At 50.0% G+C, this 13,649-nt stretch carries 11 protein-coding genes; 3 read left to right on the forward strand and 8 right to left on the reverse strand.

The features are described from left to right. Nucleotides 1–109 precede the first annotated feature (109 nt). Nucleotides 110–577, reverse strand: a complete 468-nt coding sequence (locus tag NSQ19_RS09775; protein WP_014097750.1) for a DUF441 domain-containing protein — start codon at nt 575–577, stop codon at nt 110–112. A gap of 167 nt (nt 578–744) precedes the next feature. Between NSQ19_RS09775 and ytvI the strand changes: the two genes are divergently transcribed. Then, nucleotides 745–1,863: a sporulation integral membrane protein YtvI gene (gene ytvI, locus NSQ19_RS09780; RefSeq protein ID WP_029141411.1), complete on the forward strand. Its 1,119-nt coding sequence runs from the start codon at nt 745–747 to the stop codon at nt 1,861–1,863. 42 nt (nt 1,864–1,905) lie between these two features. Here the strand turns inward: ytvI and pyk are convergent, their stop codons facing one another. From pyk to dnaE, 6 genes are all read right to left on the reverse strand, one after another. After that, on the reverse strand, nt 1,906–3,666 hold the full coding sequence (gene pyk, locus NSQ19_RS09785; RefSeq protein WP_118497773.1) for a pyruvate kinase: 1,761 nt from the start codon (nt 3,664–3,666) through the stop codon (nt 1,906–1,908). A gap of 21 nt (nt 3,667–3,687) precedes the next feature. Next, nucleotides 3,688–4,650, reverse strand: coding sequence for a 6-phosphofructokinase (gene pfkA, locus NSQ19_RS09790; RefSeq protein WP_019720737.1), 963 nt, complete (start codon nt 4,648–4,650; stop codon nt 3,688–3,690). 420 nt (nt 4,651–5,070) lie between these two features. Beyond that, nucleotides 5,071–6,045, reverse strand: coding sequence for an acetyl-CoA carboxylase carboxyl transferase subunit alpha (accA, locus tag NSQ19_RS09795; RefSeq protein WP_061575644.1), 975 nt, complete (start codon nt 6,043–6,045; stop codon nt 5,071–5,073). Further along, nucleotides 6,039–6,914 (reverse strand): acetyl-CoA carboxylase, carboxyltransferase subunit beta, encoded by an 876-nt coding sequence (accD, locus tag NSQ19_RS09800; protein WP_328191960.1) that lies wholly within the window; start codon nt 6,912–6,914, stop codon nt 6,039–6,041. Before accD ends, accA begins: the two co-directional genes overlap by 7 nt. Nucleotides 6,915–7,018: 104 nt before the next feature. Beyond that, a complete protein-coding gene (locus NSQ19_RS09805) occupies nt 7,019–8,251 on the reverse strand; it encodes an NAD(P)-dependent malic enzyme (protein WP_041819251.1) in 1,233 nt (410 codons plus the stop codon). 93 nt (nt 8,252–8,344) lie between these two features. Beyond that, nucleotides 8,345–11,683, reverse strand: coding sequence for a DNA polymerase III subunit alpha (gene dnaE / locus NSQ19_RS09810; RefSeq protein ID WP_340702783.1), 3,339 nt, complete (start codon nt 11,681–11,683; stop codon nt 8,345–8,347). Between the two features lie 146 nt (nt 11,684–11,829). Between dnaE and NSQ19_RS09815 the strand changes: the two genes are divergently transcribed. Both NSQ19_RS09815 and ytrI read left to right on the forward strand, forming a co-directional pair. Then, nucleotides 11,830–12,162, forward strand: coding sequence for a YtrH family sporulation protein (locus NSQ19_RS09815; RefSeq protein ID WP_013859924.1), 333 nt, complete (start codon nt 11,830–11,832; stop codon nt 12,160–12,162). Further along, nucleotides 12,159–12,665: a sporulation membrane protein YtrI gene (ytrI, locus tag NSQ19_RS09820; RefSeq protein WP_017554745.1), complete on the forward strand. Its 507-nt coding sequence runs from the start codon at nt 12,159–12,161 to the stop codon at nt 12,663–12,665. Before NSQ19_RS09815 ends, ytrI begins: the two co-directional genes overlap by 4 nt. Before the next feature lie 41 nt (nt 12,666–12,706). On the opposite strand, the gene NSQ19_RS09825 is transcribed toward ytrI, so the two are convergent. Then, nucleotides 12,707–13,645, reverse strand: coding sequence for a DHH family phosphoesterase (locus tag NSQ19_RS09825; protein WP_327076665.1), 939 nt, complete (start codon nt 13,643–13,645; stop codon nt 12,707–12,709). Nucleotides 13,646–13,649 lie beyond the last annotated feature (4 nt).

Consider the following 13,649-nt stretch of genomic DNA (forward strand, 5'->3'; position numbering starts at 1 on the left):
CTGGCAATCATTTTGATTTTAGCATGCGCCTTTCTGTGGCCAACAGGAGAAAAACCGTTGAAAAGTCTTTTTTTCAACGGTTTTTATATGACCTGCAAATTTCTCCCGGCTAAAAACTGTTTGTCACCCATTCGACAATTTTCATGGCCATCCAGGCAATGCCGGCGCCGATCAGCGGCCCGACCGCAACCCCTTTAAACAAAGAAACGGCGAGAATGGTGCCAAGCACGAGCGCCGTCGTAATTTGCGGGTCGCTCGCAAGCAGGGTGATGCCGTTTTTGGCCAGAAGCGCGACAATGATGCCGGATGCAAGTGCAATCCATGCATACGGCGATTTGAGTGATTCATACAAATCTTTAAAGCCGATCTGCCCGGTTGCAATCGGCACAAGGACGGCAATCGTAATAATGGTGACGCCCCAGTTGATCCCTTTCGACTGGACGGTTGAAAAAATTTTTGCATCCAGCCCTGCCACTTTCAAGACAAGTAGCACAATAACTGAAATGATTAACGATTGGTTTTTTGCCGCAAATCCGATCGCTAAAAGCAGCAGCAAAAATAAATACGGCTGGTACATAAGCATCCCTTCTTTCTTGCTGGAAAACTATTGGTGCCGGGTATCTTTCTGAACTTTTTTGGAAAGACGGAAATAGAAAATCCATCAAAAAAAAACGGCTTTTTCTTTGTTTTACGCGCCCCGCCGTGTAAAATAATAACATATTAACGAATACAGGAGGGTCAAACTTGAATTCCGTTTACATACACCGCGCGCTGCGGGGCCTTTTTGTTGCACTTTGTATCCTGGTTGGCTTTTTTGCAGTCTATCTGGCTGTAAAATACGCCTACCCGTTTATTATTGCCCTGTTGATCGCGCTTATGATCAACCCGCTCGTCAATTTTCTGGACAAAAAGGTGAGGCTTCCGCGGGCGCTTGCTGTTATCATATCCCTGATCCTGATCATTAGTGTCTTTGTCGGCATCATTACGCTGCTTGTTGCCGAGATTGTAACGGGGGCGAATTACCTTGCTGACGTTTTGCCGGAGCATGTCCAGACGCTTGTCAATTATTCGGAATCGCTTGTCACCGCACAAGTTTTGCCGCTGTACGACAAGCTGGCGGGCCTCTTTAAAAATCTCGATGCCGGCCAGCAGGAAACGATCGTGCAAAACATCCAGGCAGCCGGGCAAAAGATCGCTTCTTCAGCAGGCGATTTCCTGTCCGGGCTGTTTAAAAAACTGCCGGGGCTTGTTTCCTGGATTCCAAATGCGGCAACCGTGCTGATTTTTGCCCTGCTTGCAACGTTTTTCATCAGCAAAGACTGGAACCATTTGACAGGCAAAGGAAAGCTGTTGCTGCCGAAAAAAGCAAGAAAAAGCGGGATCACCGTGTTTGCCGACCTGCGCAATGCGCTGTTCGGTTTTATCCGCGCTGAATTGACATTGATTTCCATGACACTTGTCATTGTGCTGATCGGGCTTTTGATTTTGCGTGTGAATTACGCGATTACGATCGCCCTTGTTTGCGGTATTGTCGATATTCTTCCGTATTTGGGAACGGGCGTTGTGTTTGTCCCGTGGATCATTTACGAATTCATTACCGGCAGCCTGCCGCTTGCGATCGGGCTAACCGTCCTTTACATTGTCGTGATCGTGCAAAGGCAGATTATGGAGCCAAAAATTTTATCGTCCAGCATCGGAATGAATCCGCTCGCGACGCTGATTGCCCTGTTTATCGGATTTAAAACAGTCGGGTTTCTCGGCCTGATTCTCGGGCCGATTACGCTCGTGTTGCTGACCGCATTGATCCGTGCCCATGTGTTCCATGACATTTGGAACTATATTATGGGCAAAAAAGCAATATAAAAAGCGCAGAGGCCGGATGCCTCTGCGCTTTTTATAGTTTACTTACAATACAGTCGCATGGCCGTTGTAAACCGAGCCGGTTGCCGCATCTACCGTAACTTCCTGCCCGTCTTCAAAAATGGAAACGGCTTTTTCAACGCCAACAATGACCGGAATGCCGACATTGATGCCAACAACTGCAGCATGGCTTGTCAAGCCGCCTTCTTCCGTAATCAGCGCGGCGCATTTTTCAATGGCCGGCATGATTTCTTTGTCGGTCGTTCTCGTGACGAGCACACAACCTTCTGTTGCCTTTGCGTTTGCTTCTTCAGGGCTTTCAGCAACGATGACCGGGCCGAATGCCGATTTTCTGCCGATTCCCTGGCCTTTTGCCAATATATCACCGATCAGGTGCACTTTCATCAGGTTGGTGGTGCCTTTCCCACCAACCGGGACGCCTGCTGTAATGATCACAAGGTCGCCGTGATGGACGATTTCGGATTTCAACGCTTCCTCCACTGCAATTTCAAGCATTTCATCCGTATTGTTTGCCTTTGTGCCCAATTGTGGGTATACGCCGGACACAACAGTTAAGCCGCGTTGTACTTTCGGATCGCTCGTGACAGCAATGATTGGAGCCGCCGGGCGGTATTTGGAGATCATGCGTGCCGTATAGCCGCTTTCAGTCGGCGCAATAATGGCATTCACATCAAGATTTAAAGCCGTATGGGCAACGGACTGGCAGATAGCGTCTGTCATATTATGGTCTGTGCTCTTGCTGCGCTTGTTCAGAATATCGCGGTGGTTAATTGCTTTTTCCACATGAACCGCAATATTGTACATCGTCTTAACCGCTTCAGCAGGATATTTTCCGGCTGCCGTTTCGCCGGAAAGCATGATCGCATCCGTGCCGTCAAAAATGGCGTTGGCCACGTCGCTTGCTTCCGCGCGGGTCGGGCGCGGGTTGCGTTGCATCGAATCAAGCATTTGCGTTGCGGTAATCACCGGTTTGCCGAGCGTATTACATTTTCTGATCAGTTCTTTTTGCACGAGCGGCACCGCTTCGGTCGGAATTTCAACGCCGAGGTCGCCGCGGGCAACCATTAAGCCGTCTGATACCGCAAGGATTTCATCGATATTGTCGACGCCTTCCTGGTTTTCAATTTTAGGGAAAATTTTCACATGCAAAGCATCGTGTTCTTCAAGGAGCTGGCGGATTTCCAAAACGTCGGACGGCCGGCGTACAAACGAAGCCGCAATGAAGTCAATGCCTTGTTCAAGCCCGAACAGGATATCGCTCACGTCTTTTTCGGTGATGCCCGGAAGGTTCACGGAAACACCCGGGACGTTAACACCTTTTTTGTTTTTCAAAACGCCGCGGTTCAACACTTTTGTAAAGATTTCACCGGCGTTTTTATCGATGCCCGTCACTTCCAGTTCAATCAAACCGTCATCAAGTAAAATTTTAGAGCCAACGTGCACATCATCAATCAGCCCTTCATATGTGACCGAAAATTTTTCCGGTGTCCCGAGCACTTCTGTCATTGAAATGACCGGTGTCATGCCTTCAACGAGCTCGAATCCGCCGTCTTTCATATCATGGGTGCGGATTTCCGGGCCCTTTGTATCGAGCAGAAGCCCGATCGTTTTGTTTTGGTTTTTTGCAGCTTCACGGATATTTTTAATCCGGGCAAGATGTTCCTCATGGCTGCCGTGCGAGAAGTTCAGGCGGCAAACATCCATCCCGTTTGCCATTAATCTTTCAAGCATTTCCACACTTTCACTGGCAGGCCCGATTGTACATACAATTTTGGTTTTTTTCATTTTATTTCCTCCTAAGAAACGTTAGATCGACAATTCTTTCGACAGCTTGTACATGTTTTTATTAACGGCGTGCGGTTTTCCGAGAATCTCAAGGATATCGTGGTCAACCAGCTGGTTATTTTGAATGCCGACAGCGCGGCCCCCTTTTCCTTCAAGCAGCAGTTCAACAGCCCTTGCGCCGAGGCGGCTTGCAAGCACGCGGTCAAATGCCGTCGGAGAACCGCCGCGCTGGATATGGCCGAGAACAGAAACGCGGGTATCGCCGATCACACCGGTTTTTTTCAATTGTTCAGCAAACTCGTTGCCGCTCATCACGCCTTCCGCGACAATGATGATGCTGTGGCGTTTGCCGCGTTTTCTCCCCTGTTCAAGACGCTCCACGACATCTTTTAAGTCAAATTTTTCTTCCGGAATAATAATCGATTCGGCTCCGCCGGCCAAGCCGGACCAGAGCGCGATATCCCCGGCATTTCTGCCCATGACTTCAATAATAAAGGTGCGTTCGTGGGAAGAAGCGGTGTCGCGAATTTTATCAATCGCATCAAGCACTGTGTTCAATGCCGTATCAAAACCGATTGTAAAATCCGTCCCCGGGATGTCGTTATCGATTGTCCCTGGCACACCAATGCAGTTAAAGCCCTGTTCCGTCAACTTTTTGGCCCCTTGGTAGGAACCGTCGCCGCCGATCACAACGAGCGCTTCAATGCCATGGTCTTTCAGCTGCCTGATCGCTTTTTGCTGCCCTTCCGGCGTTTTGAATTCTTCGCTTCTTGCCGACTGCAAAACCGTGCCGCCCCGCTGGAGAATATCGCCAACAGATCCTGCTTCGAGCTTTTGGATGTTTCCTTGAATCAATCCGTTATAACCTTGGCGAATGCCGTAAACTTCCAGGCCGTGATAAATCCCTTTACGGGCAATCGCGCGGACCGCCGCATTCATCCCCGGTGCATCGCCGCCGCTTGTCAATACTCCAATTCGCTTCATATGCTTCACCTCTGTATATGTAATTCTCATGGCAGGCCGGTATTTCAATCAAGCAAAGTAACTATAGTATCGCCAAGTCTGCCTTCGGATATTTCTAAAATACCACTTTAAAAGCATGTTCACAATCAATCATGAAAAAGTAAAAATTTTAAAAATGTGCGTTTTTGAACAAACTGTGTCGGAATAGTATGAATACGCTACCAATTCCCCAGCCTTCCCGCTTGCCAGCAAAGGGCGTTCTTTTTTCTTTTCCCGGTTTCCATGCCGGTAAACCAGGATCTGTTTTTACGTTCCAACCACTTAGAAGAAAGGGACTAGCTGGAAAAACAGAACGCCAAAAATTTTGGGTTGTATACATTGCACCGTGTAAAAAGCGAGGCAACCGGCACAAAGTCAGCCGGTTGCCTGTCATCCTTGCGGCTACTGGCGGGCAAACTGTTCGAGCGTTGAAAACACGCCGATTTTACGGTATTTTTCGTACCTTTTTTCCACCAGTTCTTCAGGGGCATATGCCCGCAGCTCCTTTAATGATGCGGCAAGCACGGGGCGGATCAGCTCTGCCTGCGCTTTTGGATCTTTATGTGCGCCGCCTTTTACTTCCGGAATCAGATCATCGATAATGCCCAGTTCTTTCAGCTCGGGCGCGGTCATCTTCATGGTGGCGACAGCCCGTTTTGCCTGCGATGCATCTTTCCATAAAAGCGCCGCGGCGGACTCCGGTGAAATCACTGAGAACCATGCATTTTCGAGGACATGGATATGGTCGCCGACGCCAATGCCGAGCGCCCCGCCGCTGGCCCCTTCGCCGATAATCAGGCAGATGATCGGAACGGACAGCCCGGACATTTCAAACAAATTGCGCGCGATCGATTCAGCGATGCCCCTTTCTTCCGCTGCTTTTCCCGGATACGCACCTTTTGTGTCGATGAAGCTGATAATCGGGCGTTTAAATTTTTCTGCCTGCTTCATCAGCCGTAATGCTTTCCGGTAGCCTTCCGGGTGTGGCATGCCGAAATTGCGGCGGATGTTTTCTTTTGTATCTTTGCCCCGCTGCTGGCCAATCACGGTGACAGGAAGACCCTCAAATTTTGCGATCCCGCCGACAACCGCCCCGTCGTCGCCATATACACGGTCGCCGTGGAGCTCGAGAAAATCGGTAAAAAGATATTGAATATAGTCCAATGATGTCGGCCGTTCGGGAAAACGCGCAATCTGGATTCTGTCCCACGGATCCATGTTTTCGTAAATTTCCTCTTCCAGCCGGGAAAGCCTTGCTTCCAGTTTTTTAATCTCGCTTGACAAATCGACATCCGACTGTTTTGTAAATTCCTTTAACTCGGCAATTTTGCGTTTCAGCTCAATGACCGGTTTTTCAAATTCAAGTTCATTCACCATTGTAATTCACCTGCGTTTGTTGGTTGATGGATGTCCAGAATGCCTGCCAATGTTTTTTTCAGGTCATGGCGTTTCACAACCGCATCGAGCTGGCCGTGTTGAAGAATAAATTCTGCAGTCTGGAAATCTTCAGGAAGTTCTTCTCGGATCGTCTGTTCAATAATACGGCGACCGGCAAAACCGATCAACGCGCCGGGTTCCGCAAGATTGATATCCCCGAGCGAAGCAAAGCTTGCAGTCACGCCGCCTGTTGTCGGATGGGTCATCACGGTTACCGTTAACCCGCCGTGGCGGCTGAACCTTTGAAGCGCCGCGCTCGTTTTTGCCATCTGCATTAAAGAATATATCCCTTCCTGCATGCGGGCGCCCCCTGAAGCAGTGAAAATGATAAACGGCACATGGAGCCTGTCTGCTTCTTCGATGGCGCGCGTAATTTTTTCGCCGACAACCGAGCCCATGCTGCCCATCCGGAATTGCGCATCCATGACAGCAAGCACGACCGGCCTTTCCTGAATGTCGCCTTTACCTGTCAGTACCGCTTCATTCAGGTTTGTTTTGTTGCGGTCTTTTTCCAGTTTTTCAAGATAACCCGGAAACGCAAGCGGGTTTTTGGAAACAAGGCCGCGGTCGAACTCTTCAAACGTCCCTTCATCCAGCAGGCTTTCCACCCTTTCATAAGCGGTCATTTGATAATGGTAGCCGCAATGGAGGCAGACTTTTAAATTTTTCTGCAGTTCTTTTGTATACATGATTTTGCCGCACTTCGGGCATTTTGACATGATCCCTTCAGGAACTTCCTGCTTTGTATGGTCTGAAGGGATAGTCGCATATTTTCGCTTTTTCGGTTTAGAAAAAAAATCTTTCAGCAAATCTTACCCCTCCTGTATCTGGCACCGGAACCACCGGGCAAGCCGGCGGTTTTTCTGCCGAAGTACCGGCAAAAAAGGCGGCTTTTTTCTTCCGGCACTGATGCTTATTTGCCAATTTCGGAAAGCTGCTTCGTTTTTTCGCGGATTTCTTCCGTGTCCACCTGAATGCGGGCGACACCGGTTTCCATCGCCGCTTTCGCAACAGCTGCCGCAACCGCCGGCGCAACACGCGGATCAAACGGGCGCGGAATGACATAATCCGCATTCAGTTCATGTTCATCAATTAAACCGGCGATCGCGTGGACGGCGGCTTGTTTCATCTTTTCATTAATATGCGTGGCGCGCACATCCAATGCCCCCCTGAAAATGCCCGGGAAGGCGAGGACATTGTTGACCTGGTTTGGAAAATCGGAGCGGCCTGTGCCAATGACTTTCGCGCCGGCCGCTTTGGCATCTGCCGGCATGATTTCCGGATTCGGATTGGCCATTGCAAAAATAATCGGATCTTTTTTCATTGACTGCACCATTTCTTTTGTCAGCGCCCCTTCCACGGAAACGCCGATAAAAACATCCGCTTCTTTGATCACATCCGCCAGGCTGCCTGCTGCTTTGTCACGGTTTGTATATTTGGCCACTTCGGATTTCACCTTGTTCATTCCGAACGGGCGCCCTTCATAAATTGCCCCTTTGGAGTCGCACATGATAATATCGCGGACGCCAAAGTTGTAAAGCAGTTTGATGATCGCGATGCCGGCAGCACCCGCGCCGCTTGCCACCACTTTAATTTCAGACATTTCTTTGCCAACGAGTTTTAAAGCGTTCACGAGCCCTGCAGCCGTTACAATGGCCGTCCCGTGCTGGTCATCGTGAAAAACAGGAATATTCATTTCCTTCTTCAGCTTTTCTTCAATGACAAAGCAGTTCGGCGCAGCGATGTCCTCCAGATTCACGCCGCCAAAAACCGGTTCCAGCCGTTTCACTGTCTCCACGATTTCATCAATATCTGTCGTATCAAGGCAAATGGGAAAGGCATCGACGCCGGCAAAGCTTTTGAACAATATTGCTTTGCCTTCCATGACCGGGAGTGCGGCTTCAGGGCCGATATTTCCAAGCCCGAGAACGGCGGTACCGTCCGTTACGACTGCGACCATATTGCCTTTCATCGTATATTCATAGACCGTTTCCGGTTTGTCGTAGATCATTTTGCAAGGCTCAGCCACGCCGGGCGAATAGGCCAGGCTCAGATCCTTTGCATTTTTGACGGTGACTTTTGACTTGGATTCCAATTTCCCTTTGTGTTCGCGGTGCATATGTAACGCTTCTTCCCGCAATGACATGAACCTCACTCCCCCGTTTTCACTGCACGATATGCGATTTCTTATTCACAAGCCTATTAAACAATATAACATATTTAATCTGGAGAGAAAAACTTATTTCAATATGACATTCCCTTCACCAAGCAGTTCCGTGAGCTTTTCGAGGCACGCTTCCTCCGCCCGGACCCGGCTTTTTTCCGGAAGCCGGATCGTTTTCCGTTCCTCTTCATAATGAAGAATGACCGGCGAGTCCCCCGGAAAAGCGTCAAGCACCTGCTTCACTTGAACAAGCAGCATGCGGTCCTTTCCAGCCGGAATCTTTAAATATAACGTGGCGCCGGCAGGCATGAACGGGCCGGCATCTTGCAGCCCCCGGGCAATCACCTGCTTTTTGCCGTTCCTGTTTTCGACATTTCCTTCCACGACCACAATCAACCCTTTTTGGCATAACGGGCTGTATTTTTTAAAGATATCCGGAAAGACGACACATTCTATTTCATCCGTTTCGTCACTCATGTGCAAAAATGCCATCAGGCTGCCTTGTTTTGTGCGGATCGTTCTTGTGTCCGTAATGCAGGCACCAAACCGGATTTTCCTCATGCCCGAATGCAGCTTGCTTACCGCAAGCACGCCTGTCTTGTCCCAAAAAGGCCGGTACTGCCCGGCCGGATGCCCGGATAGATAGAGCCCCAAATATTGCTTTTCAAATGCGAGCTTATCCATCAGTGAAATCGGCTCGGTTTCCACATAATTCGGTTCAATGCTGAACGCTTCATCCTCAAAGAACAGATCCGCCTGCCCGTCATCCGGCTGCATAATGTCCGCATGTTCAAGGGCGACATCGATGCTGGCAAGCAAGACAGCCCTGTCTTTTCCGAATTCATCCATCGCGCCTGAAAATGCAAACGCCTCTAAAATTTTCCGGTTCAGCCCTTTCACCCGCAGGACAAGATCAAACAAGCTTTTAAACGGGCGCCGTTTTCTTTCTTTAAGCAGTTCTTTGATGGAGGCGTATCCGATCCCTTTTATTGCGGCAAGGCTGTAGCGGATGGCGCCGTTTTCCACGGTAAACGGATAATGGCTGTGCTGCACGGAAGGCGGCAAGACCCGGATCCCCATCTGCTGCGCTTCGCGAATATACTGGGCAATTTTATCCTCGTTGCCGATCACGCTCGTCAAAAGGCTCGCCATAAAATAGAGCGGGTAATGGGTTTTTAAATAAGCAAGCCGGCAAGCGAGCATGCTGTAGGCGACGGCATGGCTGCGGTTAAAACCGTAATTGGCGAAACGGACGATAAAATCATAAATAGTATTCGCCGTTTTTTTCTCATATCCTTTTTTTTGCGCGCCATTTATAAAATGCAGCCGCTGTTCGTCCAGGATTTCCCTTTTCTTTTTGCTGACGGCCCGGCGGAGCAAATCCGCCTCCCCGAGCGAAAAGCCCGCCATCTTTGAAGCGATCTGCATAATTTGTTCCTGGTAGACAATCACGCCGTATGTTTTTTCCAAAATCGGCTGAAGATCGGGATGCGGATATTCGACCGGTTTCACCCCGTGTTTCCGCTCAATATAGGCCGGGATATTTTCCATCGGCCCGGGCCGGTACAGCGCATTGACCGCGACAATGTCTTCAAATTCGGTCGGTTTAAGCCGCTCGAGCACTTTCCGCATGCCGTCCGACTCGAACTGGAAGATCCCAGTCGTATTGCCCGTACTAAAAAGGCGAAATGTCTCCGGATCATCAAGCGGCACATCCTGGAGGCGGATTTTTCTCCCCGTCCCCTTTTCGATCCCCGCGAGGATATGCTCAAGAATGGTTAAATTCCGCAAACCGAGGAAGTCCATTTTCAAAAGCCCGATTTCTTCGAGATGGTTCATCGGATACTGGGTTAAAAAAATGCCGTCATGCCCTTCCTGCACCGGGATGATGCCCGTAAGCGGTTCACCGCTGATAATGACGCCGGCAGCATGGGTGGAAACATGGCGCGGCAATCCTTCCAAAAGCCGGGCCGTTTCAAAAAGCTTGCGGCGCTGGTCCGACTGGCCGATCCACTCCCGGAAGGCGCTTGATGCTTCATATGCTTTTTTAAGCGTCATGCCAGGCTGTGACGGGATGAAGCGCGACAACCGTTCAAGCTCTTTTGCGCTGAGGCCGAAAATCCGGGCAACATCCCGGGCTGCGGCTTTCGCGGCAAATGTGCCGAATGTGATGATCTGCGCGACATGCTGCCGGCCGTATTTTTCCGCGACATAGCGGATCATCTCGTCCCGCCTGTGATCCGGAAAATCGCTGTCAATATCCGGCATGGAAACGCGCTCCGGATTCAAAAACCGTTCAAACAAAAGCCCGTATTGCACCGGGTCGACATCGGTAATATAAAGCGCGTATGCGACAAGGGAGCCGGCAGCGGAACCGCGCCCCGGCCCGGTAAGAATCCCGTGTTCCCTGGCATATTTCATAAAATCCCAGACAATGAGGAAATAGTCGCTGAACTGCATTTCCCGGATGATTCTCAGCTCATACTCCAGCCGGCCTGTATACCGTTCGCCCGGATTCGGCACGCGTTCGCTGAGGCCTTTGCGGCACACTTCTTCCAGGAAGGCATCCGCCGTCTGCCCGCCCGGAACAGGAAACGCCGGCAGCAGCCGCTGTCCCGTTTTGATTTCCACAGAGCAGGCATCTGCGATTTTTTCCGTATTGGCCAAAGCTTCCGGGAAATCGGCAAAAAGCTGTTCCATTTCCTGCTGCGGCTTAAAGTCGTACATCCCGCTTTCCGGGCCCGGCCGGTTTTCATCCGTAAGTTTCACCCCGGCTTTGATCGCGCGCAACACTTCATGGGCAAAAGCATCTTCCTTCTTTAAGTACTTCACATTTGCGGCAACGACTTCCGGGATGCCCAGTTTTTCCGACAGCGCATGCACATCGGGAAGCACTTTCTTAGCTTGCGCTGTCCCGTTGTTTTCAAGTGCAAGATAAAAGCTCGGCCCGAAAATTTCCTGGTATAAAACCGCAACCTCTTCTGCGCGCGGTCCATCGTCCCGCAACAGCGCCTGCTCGATTTCCCCTTCAAGCCCCGGCGTAAAGGCGATCAGGCCATCGCTGTAGGCGCGCAGCCATTTTGTGAAAATGCCGGGTTCGGGCCTCGTCTGGATGGCACTTGAGATTTTCATCAAATTCCGGTAGCCGGTTTCGTTTTTGGCAAGCAACACAACCGGATAGGCTTTGCCGGGTTCAAATTGGCTCATCACATCCGCTGTCATGCCGATAACGGGTTTGATGCCGTTTTCGCGGCAAGCCTTGTAAAAAGGGAAGGCCCCGTACATCACATTGCGGTCCGTGATCGCAAGGGTGTCATAATGAAGCGCTTTTGCGTACGCCGCCCATTCAGGGATGGAGATCGTACTTTCCAGCAGGCTGTAGGCTGTTTGGACCTGCAAATGGACAAAACGCATGTTAAACTGCCTCCTATTCGTACCTGTACATGATTCTTATTATACATGTTTTCAAGCGGGCAAAAAAGAAGATACGTTCGATTTCATACGGGCACGCATTGTCCCATATATTGTTTAGTAATGAAGAAAAGATGGGGATGGTTCGGTTGAGCGAAGGATTTTTTCCCGCATTTTTCAACAGTTATTTTATCGCGTTCGGCGTAATGTTCGGCGGCGCCTTGATCGGGGGGCTCGCTTCGTTCATTACCGGTGAGCCGCTTTTGACGGAAATTTCGAAGATTGCGCGCGACCTCCGCATCTGGGCGATCATTGCCGCCATCGGGGGGACGTTCGATACCGTTTACAGCTTTGAAAAAGGATTTTTGGAAAGCGAGACGATGGTATTGTTCAAGCAGCTGCTTTTAATTCTGTCGGCCATGGGCGGTGCCAAAACGGCCGCGCTTATTATTTCATGGATTACCCAGGAGAATGTGCTATGAGAATCCCGCCGCTTTACCGGAAACCGGGCTGGCAGCGGTTCATGGCCGGATTTATCGTGGGCGGTTGCATCAGCTGGCTTATTTTTCTGTATATGTTCGGTGTCATGCAGGAAAGGCAGGCGCAAATGATTGAACGCCAGGAAAAAACAATCCAGGATTTGCAACAGGAAAAGGCAATCTGGCAGGAAGACTATAAAAAACTCAATCAAAAAAATGAAAAGCTCCTGACCATCCAGCGTATTGACGTGAAAATCAGCAACTATGAAAAATATGATATCCACGATTCACAAAGTATTTTTGAAGCAGAAGAGGATATTAAACATGACTTAAGCCCGCTGATCGCAAAAAATTTAAAAACCGCTTATTTGAACAAAGACTTGATTATCCGCATGCTCGAAAACAAAGTCATTAAAATCAACCACCGCCGCTATACCTTCGAAGTACGAGACATTTTGTTTTACTCCGTTGTCCGCGTCCACCTGAATTTAAAGCTGGCAGACTGAAAGAAGGCAAATCCGCTTTCCCGCGGTTCTGCCTTCTTTTTTTACCCTTCCTTGCAGAGCGCGATCAAATCCTTTTTTACCGCCTCTGTCGTTTCCCACGAATGCACGGTGGCCCCGGCAGCAAGCGGATGCCCGCCGCCGCCGTATTTGCGGGCCAGCTCATTGATGGCAGGGCCTTTTGAACGGAAACGGAGGCGGATTTGGCCTTCTTCTTCGATAAAGAAGCACCAGGCTTTAAGCCCTTTAATATCGCCGAGCGTGGTGACAAGCTGGGAGGCTTCCCGCACCGTTACGCCGAATTTTTCAATCAGTTCTTTTTTCAGCACGACGATCGCCACCCCGTGCTCAAGAATGTCCAGGTTCTGGTATATATACCCTTGGAGCCTCACGACTTCCGGTTCAACCTCGTACATCTTGTTAAAGAGCGCTGTCCGGTCGAAATTGTAATGGATCAGTTCACCGGCATAGTCAAATGTTTTTTCCGTCGTGCTCGGATACAAAAACCGGCCTGTATCCCCGACAATGCCGGCAAACAGCAGCCTTGCCGCATCATCTGTCATCCTTAGCCCCTCTTCTTTCCCGGATAAGTAAAACTCATAGATCATTTCGCTGACAGAGGACGCGTCTTCATCAACCCATTGAATATCCCCATAAGCATCATGGTTCGGGTGGTGGTCGATTTTGATCAGCCTTTCCCCGAGATGGAAGCGCTGGTCGCTGATCCGTTCGCGGTTGGCGGTATCACAAACGATGACAAGCGCCCCGCGGTACGTTTCATCCGGAATCCGGTCCATCCTGTTCAAATAGGCGAGGGCCGGTTCATCGTCGCCCGCGATGTAAATGTTTTTATCCGGAAAAGACGCCTTCAGTATTTCCGCAAGTCCCCCCTGCGATCCGTAAGCATCCGGATCCGGCCGGACATGGCGGTGGATGATGATCGTGTCAAAAAGCCTGATCGTCTGTAAAATTTTTGCTTTCATCTTA

Origin of the sequence: Weizmannia sp. FSL W8-1119 (assembly GCF_038008605.1) — a bacterium.
Taxonomy (GTDB): domain Bacteria; phylum Bacillota; class Bacilli; order Bacillales; family Bacillaceae_C; genus Weizmannia; species Weizmannia coagulans.

Excerpts from the sequence above, each read along its gene's own strand:
- NSQ19_RS09775 (WP_014097750.1), bottom strand. The coding sequence starts at position 577 with ATGTACCAGCCGTATTTATTTTTGCTGCTGCTTTTAGCGATCGGATTT.
- pfkA (WP_019720737.1), bottom strand. The coding sequence starts at position 4,650 with ATGAAGCGAATTGGAGTATTGACAAGCGGCGGCGATGCACCGGGGATG.
- ytrI (WP_017554745.1), top strand. The coding sequence starts at position 12,159 with ATGAGAATCCCGCCGCTTTACCGGAAACCGGGCTGGCAGCGGTTCATG.
- dnaE (WP_340702783.1), bottom strand. The coding sequence starts at position 11,683 with ATGCGTTTTGTCCATTTGCAGGTCCAAACAGCCTACAGCCTGCTGGAA.
- pyk (WP_118497773.1), bottom strand. The coding sequence starts at position 3,666 with ATGAAAAAAACCAAAATTGTATGTACAATCGGGCCTGCCAGTGAAAGT.
- accA (WP_061575644.1), bottom strand. The coding sequence starts at position 6,045 with ATGGTGAATGAACTTGAATTTGAAAAACCGGTCATTGAGCTGAAACGC.
- NSQ19_RS09825 (WP_327076665.1), bottom strand. The coding sequence starts at position 13,645 with ATGAAAGCAAAAATTTTACAGACGATCAGGCTTTTTGACACGATCATC.
- NSQ19_RS09805 (WP_041819251.1), bottom strand. The coding sequence starts at position 8,251 with ATGTCATTGCGGGAAGAAGCGTTACATATGCACCGCGAACACAAAGGG.